Origin of the sequence: Serratia sp. BNK-4, assembly GCF_048685115.1 — a bacterium.
Taxonomy (GTDB): domain Bacteria; phylum Pseudomonadota; class Gammaproteobacteria; order Enterobacterales; family Enterobacteriaceae; genus Serratia; species Serratia bockelmannii.
This window is the reverse complement of record NZ_JBLQTM010000001.1, coordinates 3,432,493-3,453,174: the sequence shown is the minus strand read 5'-3', so window position 1 is coordinate 3,453,174 and position 20,682 is coordinate 3,432,493. Positions and strand designations below refer to the sequence as shown.

21 protein-coding genes are annotated in these 20,682 nt (G+C 59.6%); 14 read left to right on the top strand and 7 right to left on the bottom strand.

What is annotated here, in order from left to right:
• Positions 1-87 precede the first annotated feature (87 nt).
• From tkt to rpiB, 3 genes are all read right to left on the bottom strand, one after another.
• On the bottom strand, positions 88-2,082 hold the full coding sequence (gene tkt, locus ACMGGW_RS16565) for a transketolase (protein ID WP_323711732.1): 1,995 nt from the start codon (positions 2,080-2,082) through the stop codon (positions 88-90).
• 18 nt (positions 2,083-2,100) lie between these two features.
• Positions 2,101-3,051, bottom strand: a complete 951-nt coding sequence (gene tal / locus ACMGGW_RS16560; protein WP_197832643.1) for a transaldolase — start codon at positions 3,049-3,051, stop codon at positions 2,101-2,103.
• 193 nt (positions 3,052-3,244) lie between these two features.
• Positions 3,245-3,703, bottom strand: coding sequence for a ribose 5-phosphate isomerase B (gene rpiB / locus ACMGGW_RS16555; protein ID WP_149570116.1), 459 nt, complete (start codon positions 3,701-3,703; stop codon positions 3,245-3,247).
• Positions 3,704-4,020: 317 nt separating this feature from the next.
• Here rpiB and ACMGGW_RS16550 point away from each other — a divergent pair, with 317 nt between their 5' ends.
• The 6 genes from ACMGGW_RS16550 (at position 4,021) to ACMGGW_RS16525 (ending at position 10,023) form a co-directional block, all read left to right on the top strand.
• Positions 4,021-5,133 carry an MDR/zinc-dependent alcohol dehydrogenase-like family protein gene (locus ACMGGW_RS16550; protein WP_025303811.1) on the top strand — a complete coding sequence of 371 codons (1,113 nt, stop codon included), beginning with the start codon at positions 4,021-4,023 and terminating at the stop codon, positions 5,131-5,133.
• Between the two features lie 66 nt (positions 5,134-5,199).
• The gene (locus ACMGGW_RS16545) at positions 5,200-6,468 is read left to right on the top strand and encodes an RbtT/DalT/CsbX family MFS transporter (RefSeq protein WP_197832644.1); all 1,269 of its coding nucleotides are present in this window, start codon (positions 5,200-5,202) and stop codon (positions 6,466-6,468) included.
• A gap of 35 nt (positions 6,469-6,503) precedes the next feature.
• The gene (locus tag ACMGGW_RS16540) at positions 6,504-7,274 is read left to right on the top strand and encodes an SDR family oxidoreductase (RefSeq protein WP_025303809.1); all 771 of its coding nucleotides are present in this window, start codon (positions 6,504-6,506) and stop codon (positions 7,272-7,274) included.
• 29 nt (positions 7,275-7,303) lie between these two features.
• A complete protein-coding gene (locus tag ACMGGW_RS16535; protein WP_015378693.1) occupies positions 7,304-8,305 on the top strand; it encodes a dihydroxyacetone kinase subunit DhaK in 1,002 nt (333 codons plus the stop codon).
• 3 nt (positions 8,306-8,308) lie between these two features.
• Positions 8,309-8,965, top strand: coding sequence for a dihydroxyacetone kinase subunit DhaL (dhaL, locus tag ACMGGW_RS16530; protein ID WP_025303808.1), 657 nt, complete (start codon positions 8,309-8,311; stop codon positions 8,963-8,965).
• A gap of 95 nt (positions 8,966-9,060) precedes the next feature.
• Entirely contained in the window at positions 9,061-10,023 is a 963-nt protein-coding gene (locus tag ACMGGW_RS16525) for a sugar-binding transcriptional regulator (RefSeq protein WP_025303807.1), read from the top strand.
• 66 nt (positions 10,024-10,089) lie between these two features.
• Here ACMGGW_RS16525 and ACMGGW_RS16520 read toward each other — a convergent pair whose 3' ends face one another.
• Positions 10,090-10,683: a lytic polysaccharide monooxygenase gene (locus tag ACMGGW_RS16520; protein ID WP_004936574.1), complete on the bottom strand. Its 594-nt coding sequence runs from the start codon at positions 10,681-10,683 to the stop codon at positions 10,090-10,092.
• A 404-nt stretch (positions 10,684-11,087) separates the two neighbouring features.
• Here ACMGGW_RS16520 and ACMGGW_RS16515 point away from each other — a divergent pair, with 404 nt between their 5' ends.
• Positions 11,088-12,029, top strand: coding sequence for a LysR family transcriptional regulator (locus ACMGGW_RS16515; RefSeq protein WP_043140385.1), 942 nt, complete (start codon positions 11,088-11,090; stop codon positions 12,027-12,029).
• A gap of 85 nt (positions 12,030-12,114) precedes the next feature.
• Here the strand turns inward: ACMGGW_RS16515 and ACMGGW_RS16510 are convergent, their stop codons facing one another.
• Positions 12,115-13,614 carry a glycosyl hydrolase family 18 protein gene (locus tag ACMGGW_RS16510; protein ID WP_148123657.1) on the bottom strand — a complete coding sequence of 500 codons (1,500 nt, stop codon included), beginning with the start codon at positions 13,612-13,614 and terminating at the stop codon, positions 12,115-12,117.
• 293 nt (positions 13,615-13,907) lie between these two features.
• On the opposite strand from ACMGGW_RS16510, the gene ACMGGW_RS16505 reads away from it, so the two are divergent.
• The 7 genes from ACMGGW_RS16505 to ACMGGW_RS16475 all read left to right on the top strand — a co-directional run bounded on the left by ACMGGW_RS16505 (position 13,908) and on the right by ACMGGW_RS16475 (position 18,322).
• Positions 13,908-14,234 (top strand): phage holin, lambda family, encoded by a 327-nt coding sequence (locus tag ACMGGW_RS16505; protein ID WP_197832645.1) that lies wholly within the window; start codon positions 13,908-13,910, stop codon positions 14,232-14,234.
• Positions 14,224-14,625, top strand: a complete 402-nt coding sequence (locus ACMGGW_RS16500) for a M15 family metallopeptidase (protein WP_025303803.1) — start codon at positions 14,224-14,226, stop codon at positions 14,623-14,625. Before ACMGGW_RS16505 ends, ACMGGW_RS16500 begins: the two co-directional genes overlap by 11 nt.
• Positions 14,622-15,002: a DUF2570 family protein gene (locus ACMGGW_RS16495; protein WP_049209349.1), complete on the top strand. Its 381-nt coding sequence runs from the start codon at positions 14,622-14,624 to the stop codon at positions 15,000-15,002. The genes ACMGGW_RS16500 and ACMGGW_RS16495 overlap by 4 nt, the downstream gene beginning before the upstream one ends.
• Positions 14,983-15,156, top strand: coding sequence for a hypothetical protein (lysC, locus tag ACMGGW_RS16490; protein ID WP_049205380.1), 174 nt, complete (start codon positions 14,983-14,985; stop codon positions 15,154-15,156). Before ACMGGW_RS16495 ends, lysC begins: the two co-directional genes overlap by 20 nt.
• Before the next feature lie 214 nt (positions 15,157-15,370).
• A complete protein-coding gene (gene maeB / locus ACMGGW_RS16485) occupies positions 15,371-17,650 on the top strand; it encodes an NADP-dependent oxaloacetate-decarboxylating malate dehydrogenase (RefSeq protein ID WP_016926766.1) in 2,280 nt (759 codons plus the stop codon).
• A 109-nt stretch (positions 17,651-17,759) separates the two neighbouring features.
• The gene (locus tag ACMGGW_RS16480; RefSeq protein WP_004936539.1) at positions 17,760-17,969 is read left to right on the top strand and encodes a type II toxin-antitoxin system Phd/YefM family antitoxin; all 210 of its coding nucleotides are present in this window, start codon (positions 17,760-17,762) and stop codon (positions 17,967-17,969) included.
• Complete coding sequence (locus ACMGGW_RS16475) at positions 17,966-18,322, top strand: type II toxin-antitoxin system death-on-curing family toxin (RefSeq protein ID WP_025303801.1); 357 nt, start codon at positions 17,966-17,968, stop codon at positions 18,320-18,322. Before ACMGGW_RS16480 ends, ACMGGW_RS16475 begins: the two co-directional genes overlap by 4 nt.
• 9 nt (positions 18,323-18,331) lie before the next feature.
• Here the strand turns inward: ACMGGW_RS16475 and mmuM are convergent, their stop codons facing one another.
• Positions 18,332-19,270 (bottom strand): homocysteine S-methyltransferase, encoded by a 939-nt coding sequence (gene mmuM, locus ACMGGW_RS16470; protein ID WP_025303800.1) that lies wholly within the window; start codon positions 19,268-19,270, stop codon positions 18,332-18,334.
• Positions 19,260-20,669 (bottom strand): S-methylmethionine permease, encoded by a 1,410-nt coding sequence (gene mmuP / locus ACMGGW_RS16465; RefSeq protein WP_025303799.1) that lies wholly within the window; start codon positions 20,667-20,669, stop codon positions 19,260-19,262. The genes mmuM and mmuP overlap by 11 nt, the downstream gene beginning before the upstream one ends.
• Positions 20,670-20,682: the final 13 nt, after the last annotated feature.

Sequence of the window (20,682 nt, the reverse complement as noted above, 5' to 3'; positions counted from 1 at the left end):
ATGTGTCAACGCTATTCAGGACGGGTCAATGGAATAAAAAAAGCCGGTCATGATGACCGGCTTTTTTATCGGCTTGCGCCAGACCGCTTACTTCAGCAGCGCCTGCGCCTTGGCCACCACGTTGTCCACGGTGAAGCCGAACTCGGCGAACAGCTGCTCCGCCGGCGCCGACTCACCGAAGGTGGTCATGCCCACGATGGCGCCGTTCAGGCCCACGTACTTGTACCAGTAGTCCGCGATACCCGCTTCCACCGCCACGCGCGCCGTTACCGCCGCCGGCAGCACCGACTCGCGGTACGCCGCATCCTGCTTGTCGAACGCGTCGGTCGACGGCATCGACACCACGCGCACCTTGCGGCCCGCTGCGGTCAGCGTGTCCGCCGCTTCCACCGTGATACCCACTTCGGAGCCGGTGGCAATCAGGATGACGTCCGGCGTGCCCGCGCAGTCTTTCAGCACGTAGCCGCCGCGGTACACGTTCGCCAGCTGCTCTGCGCTGCGCGGCTGCTGGGTCAGGTTCTGGCGCGAGAACACCAGGGTGGTCGGGCCGTCGTTGCGCTCGATACCGTACTGCCACGCCACCGCCGATTCCACCTGGTCACACGGGCGCCAGGTGCTCATGTTCGGGGTCACGCGCAGGCTCGCCAGCTGCTCCACCGGCTGGTGGGTCGGGCCGTCTTCGCCCAGACCGATGGAGTCGTGGGTGTAGACGAACACGTTGCGCAGCTTCATCAGTGCCGCCATGCGCACCGCGTTGCGGGCGTATTCCACGAACATCAGGAAGGTCGCCGAGTACGGCAGGAAGCCGCCGTGCAGCGCGATGCCGTTGGTGATGGCGGTCATGCCGAACTCGCGCACGCCGTAATGAATGTAGTTGCCCGCCGGGTCAACGTTCAGCGCTTTCGAGCCGGACCACATGGTCAGGTTGCTCGGCGCCAGGTCGGCAGAGCCGCCCAGGAACTCCGGCAGCACCTTGCCGAACGCTTCCAGCGCGTTCTGCGACGCCTTGCGGCTGGCGATGTTGGCCGGGTTGGCCTGCAGTTTTTCCACGAACGCTTTGGCGTCGGCTTTCCAGTCGGCCGGCAGCTCGCCGTTCATGCGGCGCTTGAACTCGGCAGCCAGTTCCGGGAAGGCCTTGGCGTAGGCGGCGAACTTGTCGTTCCAGGCCGCTTCTTTGGCCTGACCGGCTTCTTTGGCGTCCCACTGGGCGTAGATGTCCTGCGGGATTTCAAAGGCGGCGTATTTCCAGCCCAGCGCTTCGCGGGTGGCGGCCACTTCGGCGGCGCCCAGCGCGGCACCGTGCACGTCATGGGTGCCGGCCTTGTTCGGCGAACCGAAGCCGATAACGGTCTTGCACATCAGCAGCGACGGCTTGTCGGTCACCTTGCGGGCTGCTTCAATCGCGGCCTTGATGGCGTCCGGGTTGTGGCCGTCAACGTTGCGCACCACGTGCCAGCCGTAGGCTTCGAAACGCAGGGCGGTGTCGTCGGTGAACCAGCCGTCGACGTGGCCGTCGATGGAGATGCCGTTGTCATCGTAGAAGGCGGTCAGCTTGCCGAGCTTGAGGGTGCCGGCCAGGGAGCAGACTTCGTGCGAGATACCTTCCATCATGCAGCCGTCGCCCATGAAGGCGTAGGTGTGGTGGTCAACGATGTCGTGGCCAGGGCGGTTGAACTGCGCCGCCAGGGTGCGTTCGGCGATGGCGAAGCCGACGGCGTTGGCGATACCCTGGCCCAGCGGGCCGGTGGTGGTCTCAACGCCTGGGGTGTAGCCGTACTCCGGGTGCCCTGGGGTTTTGGAATGCAGCTGACGGAAGTTCTCCAGCTCGCGCATCGGCAGGTCGTAGCCGGTGAGGTGCAGGAGGCTGTAAATCAACATGGAGCCGTGGCCGTTGGAGAGCACGAAACGGTCGCGGTCAGCCCAGTGCGGGTTAGTCGGGTTGTGGTTGAGGTAGTCACGCCACAGGACTTCGGCGATGTCCGCCATGCCCATAGGGGCCCCCGGGTGGCCGGAATTTGCTTTTTGTACGGCGTCCATGCTGAGTGCGCGGATGGCGTTGGCAAGCTCTTTACGAGAAGACATAACGAAACTCCAGTGCGGTTACAGTTGAGCGGCCAACATGTCTTCCAGCTTCTGCTGGTCGACGGCGAACAGGCGGATGCCTTCGGCGAGTTTTTCTACCGCCATGGCGTCCTGATTGTGCAGCCAGCGGAATTCCGCTTCGGCCAGCGGAGCGGGTTGGTGGAAGCCCTCGGTCGACGGGGTCAGCTTGCGCTCGACCGGCTGTTCGCTGTTTTTCAGCTGCTCCAGCAGGTTCGGCGCGATGGTCAGGCGATCGCAGCCGGCCAGCGCCAGGATCTGCTCAACTTTGCGGAAGCTGGCGCCCATGATCACCGTCTGGTAACGATGACGCTTGTAGTATTCATAGATGGTGCGCACCGATTTCACGCCCGGATCCTGATCGGCATTGTAGTCGGCGGCAGGCTGTTTGGCCTGGTACCAGTCATAGATGCGGCCGACGAACGGCGAGATCAGATACACGCCGGCTTCGGCGCAGGCGCGGGCCTGTGCGAAGGAGAACAGCAGCGTCAGGTTGGTGTTGATGCCTTCTTTTTCCAGCTCTTCGGCGGCTTTGATGCCTTCCCAGGTGGAGGCCAGCTTGATCAGGATGCGCGATTTGTCGATGCCCTGTTCCTGATACATGCCGATCAGTTTGCGCGCTTTGGCGACGCACATGCCGCGGTCGAACGACAGGCGGGCGTCCACTTCGGTGGAGATGCGGCCCGGCACGCTTTTGAGGATCTCGACGCCGATGTTGACCGCCAGTTTATCGCTGGCGTTGATCAACTGGGTTTCCTTGCTGCCGCCCTGGCGGCGGGCATACTCCAGCGCTTCGGTGATCAGCGCTTTGTACTGCGGCAGCGCGGCGGCTTTCAGGATCAGCGAAGGGTTGGTGGTGGCGTCCTGGGGTTCGAACTGGCGGATGGATTCGATATCGCCGCTGTCGGCGACCACCGTGGTCAGCTGCTTGAGTGCGTCTAATTGATTCATTGATAAGCTCCTTGACCAAGCTCAACGTAGGGAAATGAGAACCTTTTTCATCATAGGGGGAACACACTGCATCATCGGGTCGAGAATGAAAATGCGCTTTTTCTGATTGTTGCGATGGATAATAACAATGAATGCCGAGTAAACCCAGGCGGAGCGCGGCTTATGCACGACCGCCATCATGGCTGCAGGCGATTTAACGCCGTCCGACCGCGTTTTCGTAATAGCCGATTCGCTCGACTTTCGGCGCCGAACCTCCCCCTTCAAACTCCGACTCCAGCCAGGTATCGACGATGGTTTTCGCCAGCTCGGCACCGATGACCCGCGCGCCCAGCGTGATGATCTGAGCATCATTGCTTTTGCGCGCCCGTTGGGCGGAGTAGGTATCGTGACATTGCGCCGCGCGAATGCCGGGCACTTTATTGGCCACGATGCTCATACCGATGCCGGTGCCGCACAGCAGGATGCCCCGCCGATGTTTTTCCTCCCGTATCGCCTGTGCGACGCGATAGGCGATATCGGGATAGATCCCCGTTTCTGCGGTGCGATCCGTCGTGTAGTCAATGACGGGAATGTCCCGTTGTTGCAGGTGGGCGACGATCAGATCCTTCAATTCAATGGCGGCATCGTCGGCGCCGATGGCGATAGGCAGCATAGCGGTCTCCTGATTGGTAACGAAAAGGGCGGCGATCCTCGGTGGCGCCACGTTCATTACCGTATCTCTGTTTAATCAAATGTTCAATCTGTGTTCTTTTGTTTTTTGTCGTGTTTTCTGTTTGCGCCTGTAAAAGGTGACTTTCGTCACTAAAAAAGAGGTTTTAATCGTTATTCATCCTCATGTAGACGGGTTTTTGAGCGATATCACACTTTGATAAGTTCACTGTGGGCAAATTGAACGCGTGGCGTTAGTGTTCATTTGTTCTTTGTGTGTGTTAATGATCAAAATAAGTTCCCCTACCAGAGGAGAGTGCTATGTGTCAGACCTGCATGACAGAGGCGAAAATGGCGGCCGGTATCCCCGAGATCATGAAGGCGGTTGTGGCGTACGCCCCGAAAGATTACCGCCTGGAACAGGTGCCGGTACCGAAGATTGGCCCGAAAGAGATCCTGGTGAAGATCGAGGCCTGCGGCATCTGCGCCGGCGATGTTAAAGCGTTCGAAGGGGCGCCCAGCTTCTGGGGCGATGAAAAACAACCGGCATACATCAAGGCGCCGATGATCCCCGGGCATGAATTTATCGGCCACGTGGTGGGATACGGCGAAGGCGTCGAGGGCTTCAATCTCGGCGATCGCGTGATATCAGAACAAATCGTTCCCTGCTGGCAATGCCGCTTCTGCAACCGCGGTCAGTATTGGATGTGCGAAAAGCATGACCTGTACGGTTTCCAGAAAAACGTCAATGGCGGCATGGCCGAGTACATGAAGTTCACCAAAGAGGCGATTAACTATCACGTGCCGGCCGACTTGCCGATCGAAAAAGCCATTCTGATCGAACCCTATGCTTGCTCCTTCCATGCGGTGCAACGCGCCAATATCAAACTGGGCGATGTCGTGGTGCTGGCCGGCGCCGGCACCCTGGGGCTGGGCATGATCGGGGCGATCAAAAAGTCCGGGCCCTCGAAGCTGGTGGTGCTGGATCTGTCCGACGAGCGTCTGGCGCTGGCGAAGCGCTTCGGCGCGGATGTGACGCTGAACCCGACCCGTGACGACGTGCCCGCGGCGGTTAAAGCGATGACCGACGGCTACGGCTGCGACATCTACATCGAGGCGACCGGCGCCCAAAAGTCCGTGGAACAGGGCCTGACGCTGATCCGCAAACTCGGCACCTTCGTCGAATTTTCCGTGTTCAAGGATCCGGTGACCGTCGACTGGAGCATCATCAGCGACCGCAAGGAGCTGGACGTGCTCGGTTCGCACCTCGGCCCTTACTGCTACCCGCTGGTGATCGAAGGCATCGCCAATGGCGATCTGCCGACCGAAGGCGTGGTGACGCATACGCTGCCGCTGGAACAGTTCGCCGAGGGCTTCGAGCTGATGAAGCGCGGCATCGGTTCAATCAAAGTGGTGCTTAATCCAAACCTCTGAAACCTGCATCGTTCTTCGGGTGCGGGCGAGCCTGCGCCTCCATAATCACATGTGCTGGGGTGTTCTATGTTGCATGGACTGATTCATCGCATTGGTCTGTCACCGAAACTGCTGCTGGGCTATGCCGGCGTGTTGGTGTTCATGATGGGCGAAGGGCTGGAACAAGGATGGCTGTCGCCTTATTTGATTGGCAAAGGGCTGAGCATTCAGGAATCGGCGCTGCTGTTCAGCGTTTATGGCTTTGCGGCCGCGATCGCCGCCTGGTTTTCCGGTGTGCTGGCGGAAATCTTTACCGCCCGTCGGGTGATGTTGGCCGGCCTGCTGCTGTTCTTGTTCGGTTCGGTGTGCTTTTTGACGTTCGGCCTGCCGAGCAACAACCTGGCGATCATGGTGCCGACCTATGCGCTGCGCGGCTTGGGCTATCCGCTATTTGCCTACGGTTTTCTGGTGTGGGTGGCGTATGAGGCGCCGCCGGAAAGGCTGGGGTCGGCGGTGGGGATTTTCTGGTTCGTCTACAGCGGCGGGCTCAGCGTGCTGGGCGTGCTGTATTCCAGCATCATGCTGCCTTATCTCGGCGAGATCCACACGCTGTGGAGCGCGCTGATTTTCGTCGTGCTGGGCGCGGTGATTGCGCTGATGCTCAATCGCGACGACGGCGCGGTACAGAGCGGCAACCGGGAAAAAGCGTCGCTGGGTTACGTCTTGAAAGGCATCACCATCGCGTTTGAAAACCCGAAGATCGGCCTGGGCGGCATCGTGCGCACCATTAATACCTCTGCGGCTTACGGCTTCGTCGTATTCATGCCCATGTACATGATGGATATGGGGTTCACCCGCACGCATTGGCTGCAGATGTACGCCGCGCTGTGGACGGTCAACATCATTTTCAACCTGATTTTCGGTGTGATCAGCGACGGTCTCGGCTGGCGCAATGTGGTGATGTGGTTCGGCTGCGTCGGCTGCGCCTTGACCACGCTGATGTTCTACTACGTGCCGCAATTCTTTGGCGCCAACTACCTGCTGACCGTTTGTGCCGCCGGTTTGTTCGGCGCCTGCCTGGCGGCGTTCGTGCCGCTGTCGGCCATCATGCCGTCGCTGGCGCCGGACAATAAGGGCGCGGCGATGTCGATTCTCAATCTGGGCGCCGGCCTGAGCACCTTTGTCGGCCCGGCGGTGGTGGGGCTGTTTATCGGCAGTCTCGGCACCGTTGGCGTGATCTGGATCTTTACCGGCTTGTACCTGTTCAGCGGCGTGCTGATGAAATTTGTCACGCTGCCGAAGGAAAGCGCGACGGCGCAGGAAGAACGCGGCGCGAGTTTGGCGAAAATATCCTGACCGAGGGTGAAGTTCACAGTTTTAAGGGGAAATATATGATTAATCATCAAACTACGGCGCCGCGCGAGCTCTCGCTGCAGGGCAAGGTGGCGCTGATTACCGGCGGCGCTGCGGGGATCGGCCTCGCTATCGCCGAACGCTATCTGCAAAACGGCGCGTGCGTGGCGCTGCTCGATCGGGCGCCACAGGTTGCGGAAGTGGCGCGACAGCTGGACGCCGAGGCGGCGTTGGGCGTCGTGGCCGACGTCACCGATGCCGCGTCGGTGGAGCGGGCGGTGGCGCAGATTGAGGCGCATTTCGGGCGGCTGGACGTGCTGGTCAACAGCGCCGGCATCGTCGCGCTGCATCCTGCTGAGGAACTGCCGGAAACGGCGTGGGATGCAACCCTGGCGGTCAATCTGAAAGGCGTGTTTCTTACCTGCCAGGCGGTAGGGCGCCGTTTCATTAGTCAGCGCGGCGGCAGCATCATCAATCTCGCCTCGCAGGCCGGGGTGGTGGCATTGCCGAATCACCTGGCCTATTGCGCCAGCAAAGCGGGCGTGATCGGGTTGACTCAGGTGCTGGCGCTGGAGTGGGGGCCGCACAACGTGCGGGTCAACGCCATTTCACCCACCGTCGTTTTGACGGAGCTGGGCCGTAAGGCCTGGTCTGGCGAGGTGGCTGAGCAGATGAAGCAGAAAATCCCGCTGCGGCGCTTCGCCGAGCCGCAAGATATCGCCGCCAGCGCCCTGTTTTTGGCCGGCGACGCGGCGGCGATGATCACCGGCGCCAACCTGGTGGTCGACGGCGGTTACACCATTCAATAATTTCTTATTCAGGCGACAGAGAGGCCGCGATGAACAGAATCATTAACGATCCCGATCACGTAGTGGAAGACGCCATTCAGGGCTATAGGCTGGCCCACCCGGACTATTACGCCGCCACCGACAATGCGCGGGTGTTGAAATATCCGCCGGCGCCGATCGCCGGCAAAGTCGGCATCGTCACCGGCGGCGGTTCCGGCCATGAGCCGGCGTTCCTGGGCTATGTCGGCAAAAACATGCTGGATGCCGTCGCGATTGGCGAGATTTTTTCATCGCCTACGGCGGGGGCTTTTCTCGACGCTTTCAAGGCGGCGGACAGCGGTGCGGGCGTCGCTTGCCTGTACGGCAACTACGCCGGCGACAACATGAACGTCAAGATGGCGATCAAGAAGGCCACGGCGGCCGGCATACGGGTGAAAACCGTGGTGGCCAACGATGATGTCGCCTCGGCGCCAGCCAGTGAGATCGATAAACGGCGCGGCGTGGCCGGCGAAATTCTGATGTGGAAGGTCGGCGCGGCGGCGGCGGCCAAGGGATACGATCTGGACGGCGTGATCGGCGCGGCGCAAAAAGCCATCGACCGGTGTCGTTCGATCGGCGTCGGCCTCAGTTCCTGTACCATTCCCGCGGTCGGCAAACCCAATTTTCATATCGAAGACGGCAAGATGGAGATCGGCATTGGCCATCATGGCGAACCGGGCATTGAGGTGTCGCCGATCCAGTCGGCGTCGGCGATGGCCGGCACCATGCTCGATTTCGTGCTCAACGACATGCCGCTGGAACAGGGGCAGGAGGTGGCGTTGCTGATCTCCGGGCTTGGCGCCACGCCGGTGATGGAGCTGTATATCTATTATGCCGAAATAGAGCGCCGATTGACGGCGAAAGGCGTGCGGGTGCATCGGCGCTACGTCGGCAATTACTTCACGTCGCTGGAAATGATGGGCGTGACGCTGACGCTGATGACGCTGGATGACGAACTGAAAACGCTGCTGGACATGCCGGCGCAATCTTTAGGCTTAACCCAGGTGGAGTGAATCATGACGGAACAAATTTCAACCCGGTACGGCAGTGAGATCGTTACGGGGCTGATAGACACCATTGTCAGCAACCGCGAATACCTGAGCGAAATAGACGGCGCCATCGGCGACGGTGACCACGGCATTAACATGTCGAAGGGATTCGCGATGTGCGGCGATGCCATTCGCGGCCGCACGCTCACGCTGGCGCAGGCGTTCGATGCGGTTTCCGATGCGCTGATGGAGGGCATCGGCGGTTCGATGGGGCCGTTGTACGGCAGCCTGTTCATGGGCATGGCGGAGAGCGTGCGCGAGCGCAGCGTGCTGGATAAGCAGGCATTTTTGGCGATGTTGCACGGCGGATTGCGCGAACTGCAGGACATCAGCAGCGCGGGCGTGGGGGACAAGTGTCTGATGGATACGCTGATACCGGCGGTAGCGGCGTTTGAGCAGGCGGCGGGGCGCGGTGACGACTTCGCCGCTGCGCTGGAACAGATGAGGAGCGCCGCGGCGCGCGGGCGCGATTCCACGCGCGAGCTGGTGGCGAAAATCGGCCGCGCCAGCCGTCTGGGCGAGCGTTCGCGCGGCGTATTGGATGCCGGCGCGGTATCTTGCTGTCTGCTCTTGACCCGATTGGCGGACGAGGTGGAGCAACGACTGAATACCGTTGCCGCCTGATCGCGTTATACTAGCGGGCATTCAGCATTGTCGGAGGGGCGTGTATCGTCCCTCCGCCATGATTAACCGGCCTGCCGTGGGGAAACGTCTAACGGATGGAAAAACAAACTGTGTCCCAGGATAACGAACTGCTGACCGAAATCGCCGTTGCTTATTATCAGGATGAGATCACGCAGGAAGAGATCGCCAAAAAATTCGGCATTTCACGGATCAAAGTCGGCCGTTTGCTCAAGCGCGCCAAGGAAGAAGGCATCGTCGAGATCAACGTGCGTTATCACCCGGTATTCAGCACCCGGCTGGAACAGCAGATGATGGAACGTTTTCCCATCAGCCGCGCGCTGATCGCGCTCGACCATCAGGACGAAGAGGAACAGCGTCGGCAAGTGGCGGCGCTGGTGTCCAACTATCTGGCGATGTCGCTGAAAGACGATATGGTGTTGGCGGTTGGCCAGGGACGCAACGTGGCGGCGATTGCCGATCACGTCGGCAACGTGACGGAGCGCAACTGCAAGTTCATCTGCGGCATCGGCGGTACTCACCGTCCGGGCGATGCGATCAATGCCGACCATATCAGCCGGCGCTTGGCGAAGAAGTTCGGCGGCAGCAGCGAGACGCTTTACGCGCCGGCCTACGTCGAAAATCGCGCGCTGAAAGACGCCTTCATGCAGAACGGCACGATTAAGGAAACCCTGGATCGCGCGCGTAAGGCCGATGTGGCGTTAGTCGGCATTGGCGACATGAATGAAAACAGCTATATGGTGAAATTGGGATGGTTCACGCCGCACGAGATTATCGACGCCAGCCTTAATCAGGGCGTGATCGGCGACATCGCCGGCTATGACTTTTTCAATGCCCAGGGGCAGCATGTCGACACGGTAATGAATGACAGAGTGATCGGGCTAAGCATCGATGAGCTGCGCAAAATCCCTTGTGTGATCGCCATTGCTTCCGAGAATACCAAGGCGTTGGCGATTTTGGGCGCTTTGCGTACCGGTGCCATCGACATTATCGCCACCAGCGCGCTCAATGTGCGCACTATCCTCAACATGTCGCAATAGCGGCACCTGCAAAAATAAAGGGTTCAGCGCCAGGCTGAACCCTCAACGATCTCCTCATTTGACCGATTATTTGCTCAGGTTGACGTCGATCGCCTGATAGAAGGCGTTGGCGGTGTCGGCTATGTCCCACACGGCAAGGATCACGTGCGAACCGCTGCGATCTGCCGGTATGTTGCACTGGTGGGTGACCTGCGCGGCAGGGATGGCACCGCCGTCGTTGAACTGGCAGAACGGCGTCAGGTCAAAGGAAGCGCGGGTCAGCGGCTGCGAAGCGTCCCAGTTCGGCTTGGTGATGAAATAGCGCCAGCTGGTGGTGCTGTGACGCGCGGTCAGCTTCCAGGTAAAGGAGTTCGGGCCGGTTTTCAGGTTGAGCTTGTTCCAGCGCGTCGGCGTTTGCTGATCCAGTTCGAAGAAGGTGGACTTGTCGGCGCTGGCGATGTGGCCGTCAGCCGGACCGGCCTGCGGGAAGCCTTTCAGGCCTTCGACGCTCTGCGGTTCGTACTGCACGCTGCCGCACTGCGTGTTGAGCTGCAGTTTGCACTGGTAGGCGCGGCTGGCCGGCGACTCGACATAACCGTGAGCATTCGCCTGTTGCGAAACGCCGAACATGGCCGCGCTCAGCAGGCCCAGAGAGAGCAGGGTACGGGAAGTTTTGTTCATAAGTCACTCCTGACTGAAATAATGTTGTAAGTTGAGCGTATTTCACCGACAAAATGAGAGAGTAATAACGCAATTGGAAATAACCCTTCTTGTCGGCTTGTTTTATTTTTATCATTCTGGTCATGCGATAGAGCGGAATGTTTTAACGGCTATTAACGAAAATTATTATGATGACGATCTTTGATCGTTAGGCTGAATTTATTTAACTGTCGCTGTGTAAAAGTAGGGCGCTATGATGAATTTTATATCAGGTCGTGATGAATAGTATTTAAGATAGCGCTCTCATTTATGAAGTATATTGCTTGTTGCTATGAGTACCCTTGTTCGATTTGATCGATTTTTGTGCGCCACCACCTTGGGAATTTAGTGTCATTTTTCTTATTTTATTTTAAAGAGGAATTTGTATGACTAGATTATCCCTGGACGCGATTAAAATAATCAGCACCATCAAGAGCACCGGATCTTTCTCTATGGCGGCGGAGGCGCTGCATAAAACGCCTTCGGCGATTTCTTATCGGGTTTCCAATATTGAAAGCAAACTCTGCGTGAAACTTTTTCATCGCAATGGCCCCATGATTACCCTGACGGATGAAGGGGAGTTTCTCCTGCAGGAGGGCAGCTGGATATTAAATGCGGTGCAGGATCTGGAAAGCCGGGTGCGCAACATCCCCAAGCTGGACAATAATATCCGCTTGGCGGTAGACACCTTCTTCCCGTTGGAAACCCTGACGCAGGATATCCGCGACTATATTCAGCATTGCCCGAACGCCAGTATCTCGGTGCAGCGGGAAGCGTTGAACGGTACCTGGGATGCGCTGAAGAACAACCGGGCGGATCTGATCATCGCCATCGGCCAAATTCCCGACAGCGTACAGGCCAAAACCCTGATGCTCGGCAAGCTCAACTTTGTGCTATGCGTGTCGCCTTCGCACCCGTTCGCGGCGCAGAGAAAACCGGTGTGCAAGAAACAGCGGTTGAACGACATCGTGGTGGTGATCGCCGACAGCAGCCACGAGCTGCCCAAGCGCAATCACGGCACGCTGCCCTTGCAGCGTCAGTTGGTGGTATGCGACGTGGAAAGCAACCTGGCGCTGCTCAAACGCGGCATCGGCCACGCTTTTCTGCCGCCTGCTTTGATCGAAAAGGAATTGGCCAGCGGCGAACTGGTGACGGTGCCGGTGGAAATGCAAAAGGGCGACGAAATGATTTGGCTGGCGTGGCACCCGGCCAGCAAGGGCGCCGGGTTTAACTGGTGGCATGAGCGGCTGACGCGCAAAAGCGATGTCTACAGCCTGATGGGCCGTGAAGTGATACGGGATGGCGGCTATCCGTGGTGCCACAACTGAAGGAATAGAGACGAAGGGACGCGAAAATCAAACGGTTAACTCAATGAAAACCCCGCAGCATTCGGCTACGGGGTTTTTTTACGGCTTAGGCCACGCGGCCCACCTTCAGCCAGGCGCTGTCTGAGCCGGGCGCCGAGGTGATGTAACCCCACTTGGTCTGCCAGACGTAACCCTGATAGGACACCAGTGCCCCCTGCGCGTAAGTGGTGCCCGGCACGTAGGCCGGCGCGGTCATGATCGGCAGGTTACCGGGGCCGACGCCGGTGTAGCGCAGCCCGGTGCCCATATCCAGCTGGCTGTCGTCGTAGTCCGCGGCGTTGAAATAGCGATCCAGTGCGGCCAGCAGATCGCCGTTGCGGTTGTCTTGCCCCAGATGCCAGAACATCACGCCGCCCAGCTGCTGCTGCTTGATGTATTTCGCTTTGTATTTGAAGCTCTCGGCATCGTCATAGGTGACGAACAGCCCTTTCTGCGCATGATACAGGTAAGGGGTTTTGGTCTTGTCGTTCCACAGCCGCTGATAGCCGTAGTTGCCCAGCAGCATCTGCTCCAGCTGGCGATAGGAAGCGATACGCGGATCCTTGTCGCGTACGCACTCTTCGCAACCCACCAGCCAGTAATCGGTATTCGGATACGGATCTTCACCCGGCGTGCTGTGGCTGCTGTACTGGCCGCCGTTGCTGCCGCTGACGCCCTTGAAGGCGCGGCCGTAGAAGGGGACGCCCATCACGATTTTGGCGCTCGGCACGCCTTCTATCATCAGGTGTTGCTGCACCGCAGCGTCGACCGTCAGGCTGAACGGGCTGGGGAAGGCGCGGGTCAGCTCTTCCCAGCTCCAGCCCAGATTGGCTTCGCGCAGCGCGTTGTAGAAGGTCGGCCCGGCCGCGTCGCCGAACAGCGCCGCCTGGTGGTTGGTTACCTTCTCCCAAGGGCCGGCCAGATCGTAGGTCATCAGGTTAATGTAATCGAGCGGCGCGACGATCTGCGCCAGCTTGCTGTAATAGCGTGACAGGAAGAAAGCGCCGCCGGCGCCGGCGATGGTCAATTGATACGGCAGCGCCTGGCGGCCGTCGGTGACGGTTTGCTGGTTCAGCAGGGTGCGGATCTCCTGCAGCGCGGCGATGAAACCGTCTACTTCCGCCGCCTGCGGATACTCCCAGTCGATGTCCACGCCGTCGAAGCCGTAATCCTTCATGATGCGCACGCAGGATTGGGCAAACTTGGTGCGCGACGCCGGGGTCTTCACCGCGTTGACGTAGTTGGTGTGCGACACACCCAAATCGTTGGAATAGTACCAGCCGCCGATGGAGAACATGATGCGCAGGCTGGGGTTGTGCGCTTTGAGCGCGGTCAGACGATTGACCACATCGCGCGCCTTGGCGTCGTTGGTGGCCGGATCCCAGGCGCATTCCAGATTGCTGTTGATATCCAGGAACGAGAAGTTGATGTGCGTCAGCTGTTTGGCTTTGGCCGGCGTGATGTTGGAAACCGGGAACGGCACGACAGACGTATCGGTCTCGGTGTAATTATTGATTTGGTTGGTCGGAATAAAATAATACCCAATAACCGCTTTACGTGTGGACATGGCATTTCTCCAGAGTGGATGTTTTTATGATGGGGAACTATTTCCCGCAGACATTAATGTTTATTTTTAGTGAAAACAAAAGTCGAAATAAATCACAATGACAATGAATTTTTATTCACTGCTGCACAAATTGGCGCTGATGAGTTGTGCCAGCGCTCAGCATGAATGAATTCGACCATAGGGGCTGTATTTATTCATTTGCTTTGTAATAGCATCCTTAATTAGATTCTGAATATCCGATGTCCCACCGGCCGTGATTGGCATTTAATTAAAAATAAAAAAGGAGATGAGCTATGTCCAGCATAGAGCCTGACGCTGTTGGCTTAATAGTCCAGCGAGTATGTGAATATCTTCAGCCGGTATTGAACGCCATTCTGGCCGGCGTGATGGCGCTATTGCACGGTGCCTATCTCAACGTGGGTATTCGGCGCCGTTTATTGAATGCGGCGATGTGCGCGTTATTGGCCTGGACGGTGCGCGATGCGCTGGCGTTGATGGGCCTGGAATTAAAGTGGGCGAATTTGGCCAGCGTACTGATTGGTTTTATGGGGGCGGATTACATCAACGCCTTAATTAAAAAATTCATCGGCAAAAAGACGGGGTTTAAAAATGTTAAATGACATCGAAGAGATTCGCTTTACTGCCCGCAGCGAAGAAAACCTGCGCGGCGTACACCCGGATCTGGTGCGCGTTATTCGTCTGGCGCTGCGTTATTCCCTGGTGCCGTTTTCCGTCAGCGAGGGGCTGCGCAGTATGGCGCGCCAGCGGGAAATGGTGCGCGCCGGCAGCAGCCAAACGCTGCGCAGCCGCCATCTGACCGGTCACGCGGTGGATGTGGTGGCGATGCCGGCGGGTGTGGTCTCCTGGGAGTGGGATTACTACGCGCAGATTGCGGTGGCGGTGCGGCGCGCGGCGCGTGAATGCGGCATCATCGTCGAATGGGGCGGCGAATGGAAAACCCTCAAGGACGGCCCGCACTTCCAGCTGACGTTCCGGGACTACCCGGCATGAGCGGTTGGCTGCAAAAACTGATGCAGGGCGGGTTGCTGCTGCTGTTGCTGGCGGCCATTTGCCTCGGTGGCTACAGCTCGCTGCTGTCGCACCAGTTGGCGTCTGTGCGCCAGCAGGCGGAGGAACTGCAAAAAAGCCTGGCGCAGCAGGCCGGACTAATCGCCACCCTGCAGACTCAGGATGCGCAAAACCGTGCGTTGATGGCGGCGCAGCAGCGGCAGGAACAGCAGCTGCGCCAACAACACGAGGCTTATCAGAGGAAATACCGTGACGCGATTAAAAACGATCCCTGCGCTGCTCAGCCTCTGCCTGGCGCTGTGCTTGAGCTCCTGCGCCCGGCCGCCGGCGCCGCAGGCCGTGCCGCTGTTGCCCCCTGAGTCGGTATTCGCTCCCTGTGAGCAGCCGCAGTTGCAGGGGAAGACCTGGGGCGATGCGGTAAGCTATGCCCTGGCGTTACAAACCTCGTTACACATTTGCGCCGGCCAGGTGGATACGCTCAACGCCTGGCGCGCCATGCTGCCGCCGCGCTGACGGCGGCGTTTCTTTGCTCGTCCCGCAGACCTTCTTTTTTTACTTTTAAAACGGAATTTCGACCAAGGTTATGGCGCGCTTCAAAGTTTGTGAGGTTTCTCTCACTATACTTCAAGGCTGTGCCCTGTCATTGTACTTGGGCGCCATGGCCCACGGCAGGGCGCAGCCTCAAAGCCTTACCTCAACATAAAAGCAAAAAACAAAGGAATCCATAATGGACGAACAGCTCAAACAGAGTGCCCTTGATTTCCATCAGTTTCCTGTCCCAGGGAAGATCCAGGTTTCCCCTACCAAACCGTTGGCGACCCAGCGCGATCTGGCGCTGGCCTATTCGCCGGGCGTCGCCGCGCCTTGCCTCGAGATCGCCGAAGATCCGCTGGCGGCCTACAAATACACCGCGCGCGGCAACCTGGTGGCGGTGATTTCCAACGGCACGGCGGTACTGGGGCTGGGCAATATCGGCGCGTTGGCCGGTAAGCCGGTGATGGAAGGCAAGGGCGTTTTGTTCAAGAAGTTTTCCGGTATCGACGTATTTGATATCGAAGTGGATGAGCATAACCCTGACAAATTAATCGACATTATTGCCGCGCTGGAACCGACCTTCGGCGGTATCAACCTGGAAGACATCAAGGCGCCGGAGTGTTTCTACATCGAACAGAAACTGCGTGAGCGCATGAAGATCCCGGTGTTCCACGACGACCAGCACGGCACGGCGATCATCACCACTGCGGCGGTGCTCAACGGCCTGCGCGTGGTGAAGAAGAACATCTCCGACGTACGGCTGGTGGTGTCCGGCGCCGGTGCGGCCTCTATCGCCTGTCTGAACCTGCTGGTGGCGCTGGGGCTGCGTCAACAGAACATCACCGTCTGCGATTCCAAAGGCGTCATCTATAAAGGCCGCGACGCTAACATGGAGCAGACCAAAGCCGCCTACGCCATCGAGGATAACGGTCAGCGCACGCTGGGCGACGCCATCCCGAACGCCGACATCTTCCTCGGCTGCTCCGGCCCGGGCGTCCTGACGCAGGATATGGTGAAAACCATGGCGCGCGATCCGCTGATCATGGCGCTGGCCAACCCGGAACCGGAAATTCTGCCGCCGCTGGCCAAAGCGGTGCGCCCGGACGCCATCATATGTACCGGCCGTTCCGACTACCCGAACCAGGTGAACAACGTCCTGTGCTTCCCGTTCATTTTCCGCGGCGCGCTGGACGTGGGCGCCACCACTATCAACGAAGAGATGAAACTGGCCTGCGTGCATGCCATCGCCGATCTGGCGCTGGCAGAGCAGAGCGACGTGGTGGCTTCCGCCTATGATGACCAGGATCTCTCCTTCGGCCCGGAATACATCATTCCGAAACCGTTCGATCCGCGCCTGATCGTCAAGATCGCGCCGGCGGTGGCCAAGGCGGCGATGGATTCCGGCGTGGCGACGCGCCCGATCGAAGACTTCGACGCCTACGTCGAGAAGCTGGCGGAGTTCGTCTACAAAACCAACCTGTTCATGAAGCCGATCTTCTCGCAGGCGCGCAAAGAGGTGAAGCGGGTGGTGCTGGCGGAAGGCGAGGAAGAGCGCGTGCTGCACGCCACGCAGGAGCTGGTGTCGCAGGGGCTGGCCTTCCCGATCCTGGTCGGCCGCCCGAGCGTGATCGAGATGCGCCTGAAAAAGCTGGGTCTGCAGCTGACGCCGGGTAAAGATTTCGAAGTGGTGAACAACGAGTCGGACCCGCGCTTCAACGAATACTGGGGCGAGTACTACCAGATCATGAAACGCCGCGGCGTTTCGCAGGAACAGGCGCGCCGCGCGGTGATCGGCAACCCGACGCTGATCGCCGCCATCATGCTGCACCGCGGCGAAGCGGATGCGATGATCTGCGGCACCATCGGCAGCTACCACGAGCATTACGACGTGGTGAAGAACGTGTTCGGTTTCCGTGAAGGCGCGCACGTCGCCGGCGCGATGAACGCGCTGCTGCTGCCGAGCGGCAACACTTTCATCGCCGACACCTACGTCAACGACGATCCGACGCCGGAACAGCTGGCGGAGATCACCCTGATGGCGGCGGAAACCGTGCGCCGCTTCGGTATCGAACCTAAGGTGGCGCTGCTGTCTCACTCCAGCTTCGGTTCGTCTGATTGCCCGGCGGCGCGCAAGATGCGTAAAACGTTGGAGCTGGTGAATGAGCTGGCGCCGGAGCTGGAGATCGACGGCGAAATGCACGGCGACGCCGCGCTGGTGGAAAGCATCCGTCACGATTTGATGCCGGACAGCCCGCTGAAAGGCTCAGCCAACCTGCTGATCATGCCGAACATGGAAGCGGCGCGCATCAGCTACAACCTGCTGCGCGTCTCCTGCTCGGAAGGGGTGACCGTCGGGCCGGTGCTGATGGGGGTCGCCAAGCCGGTGCACATCCTGACGCCGATCGCCTCGGTGCGCCGCATCGTCAACATGGTGGCGCTGGCGGTAGTGGAAGCCCAGACCGAACCACTGTAAGCCCGGGTTGAGTGACTGGCCCCCTGCGCCGTTGGCGCCGGGGGCTTTTTTATTTCCAGTGGACGTGGTACAAATAATCGTCAAATATGTACATGTACAGGTAAAGAAAATGACTACGATTAGCTACACGGCGGCGAGAAACAATTTGGCCGAGGTGCTTTTGGAAGCGCAAAAACAGCCGGTGGAAGTGACGCGCCGCGGACACGATGAGGTTTACATCATCAGTAAGGCCGACTATGAGGTTTTGGTCAAAGCCAAAGTGAAAGCGCGCATTCAGGCTAAACACGCGGATACGATTAAGGCGCTGGCGAATAGATGATCTTTTTGACCGCAGAGGATATTGCGGAGTTCAATGCTGAAATTGTGCCTCACGGCCGCCAGGAAGGCAGCAAAGTTGAGGCTGTAGCCAACCGCGTGCTCAATGCTTACCACTACGAGAACGTCACAGACGTTTACCGCTTGGCCGCGCTCTATCTCATCGCCATCAGCCACGGTCACATTTTTCTTGATGGCAACAAACGTACGGCCTTCCAAAGCATGGCGCTATTTCTCGGTATTAATGGCATTGCACTGCGGGAAGACGCAGAACTGGTCGAAATTACGGTTGAAGCAGCTCAAGGCCGCCTCAACGTTGAACAAGCCGCTGAACACTTACGCCGGCTAACCGAATAACCCCCCTGCTCATTTCTTACAGCGCGCGGCGATGGCGCGGATATCCTGCGGCGTAGTGCGGCAACAGCCGCCGATCAATTGTGCGCCGAGCGCGCGCCACTCTGTCGCCTGATCTACCAGGCTGCCGTGCTCGCCGCCGCACGCGTGCCAGGTTTTGCTGATCGCATCGTAGTGCTCGCCGGAGTTCGGATAAACCAGCAGCGGTTTGTCGGCCAGCGCGCCCAGTTGGCGCAGCGCCGGGGCGACCTTGTCCAGCGCGATGCAGTTGATGCCGATCGCCAGCACCTGCGGATTGCCGCGCAGCGCGGACAGGACCTCCGTCAGCGGCGTGCCGTCGCTGAGATGTTGGCTGTCGCGAAGGGTGAAGGCGAACCAGGCGCCGAGCGTCGGGAACTCCTGCAGCAGCGTCAGCAGCGCCTGCAGTTCGGCGAACGACGGCAGCGTTTCGCAGGCCAGCAGATCGACGCCGGCGGCGGCCAGGGCTGCGAGGCGCGGGCGGTGGAAGGCAATCATGTCATCCTGTGCCAGCCGGTAGTCGCCGCGGTATTCCGAACCGTCGGCCAGATAGGCGCCGTACGGGCCCACCGAACCGGCGATCAACAGCGGCGCCGCCTGCGGGTGTGCGGCCAGATAATCGTGGCGCGCGCGTTGCGCCAGCTGCACGCTTTTGGCGATCAACGCCAGCGATTGATCCTGATCCAGGCCGCGGCGCAAGAAGCCCTGCGGCGTGGCCTGATAACTGGCGGTGATGGCGCACTGGGCGCCGGCGTTGAAATAATCGAGGTGTATCTGATAGATAAGCTCGGGATTTTCAATCAGCACCTTGGCCGACCACAGCGGATCGGTCAGATCGCAGCCACGCGCTTCCAGCTCGGTGGCCAGCGCGCCGTCCAGGATCAGCGTGGGGTGTTCGGCCAGCAGGCGGGCGACAGGGTTGTTAACCGACATGTTGTTCTCCCAAAGCGTTTTTTTGCCCGGCGCGCCGGGTCAGGAAATAGGTGAGGTAGCACAGGGCGACGAACGGCAGCCCGCAGTAGAGCGCGATGCGCTGCTCCGGATCGAACGCCAGCCCGATGCAGGCCAGCAGGCACAGCGCAAAGCCGAGGATCGGCGTCAGCGGGTAGCCAGGCGCGCGGTATTTCAAGCCGCTTATCGGCTGGCCGCTGCGCAGGTAGGCGCGGCGGAAAGCATAGTGGGCCGCGCAGATGCTCAGCCACACCGCCACCACCGCAAAACCGGAGATCGCCGACAGGGCAACAAACACCGTGTCCGGCGCGATCACGCTGGTCAACAGCGCCAGCACGCCGCCGAGCATGCTGAAGGTCAGGGCGTTGATCGGAATGCCACGCGCATTGACGCGCGCAAAGTAGGCCGGCAGGGTGCGCTGGTGGGCCAGCGACCACAGCATGCGCCCTGAAGCGTACAGGCCGGAGTTGGCCGCCGACAGGATGGCGGTCAGGATCACGAAGTTGAAGATATCGGCGGCGTAAGGCACGCCGATGCGTTCAAACACCAGCACGAACGGGCTTTTGACGATCCCCGCCTGATCCATGGGGATCAACGCCGCCAGCACGAAGACCGTGCCGATAAAGAACAGCATCAGGCGGATCACCGTGGTGCGGATCGCCAGCGGTACGACTTTTTCCGGGTTCTCGGTTTCACCGGCGGCAATGCCGATCAGCTCCGTGCCGGAGAAAGCGAAGTTCACCGCCACCATGGTCATCAGGATCGGCAGCGTGCCGTGCGGCAGCCAGCCGGAAGCGGTCAGGTTATGCAGGAACGGCGCCGGCGTGCCGTCTTTCATCGGCAGAAGACCGAACATGGCGGCACCGCCCAGTATGATGAACGCCAGAATGGTCACCACTTTGATCAGCGAAAACCAGAATTCGCTTTCGGCGAAAAAGCGGGTGGTCACCACGTTAAGCAGGAAAATGGCCGCGCAGAAGATCAGACACCACAGCCACACCGGCGACTGCGGGAACCAGTACTGCATGCAGAATCCGGCGGCGGTGAGGCTGGAGCCGAGCGCCACCGTCCAGGTGAGCCAATACAGCCAGGCGACGGCATAGCCGGTGGCCGGCCCCAGATAGCGCGAAGCATAGACGTGAAAGGCGCCGGTTTCCGGCATCGCCACCGACAGTTCGCCCAGGCACAGCATCACCAGATACACCACCAGCGCGCCGATCAGGTAGGCCAGCAGCGTGCCGAGCGCGCCGGTGGTGGAGATGATGTAGCCGGTGTTGAAAAACAGCCCGGTGCCGATCACGCCGCCCAGCGACAGCATCACCAGGTGCCGGGCCTTCATGCTGCGTTTGAACTGTCCTGCGGCGGGTGCCGATGGTTGCATAATAATCTATCCG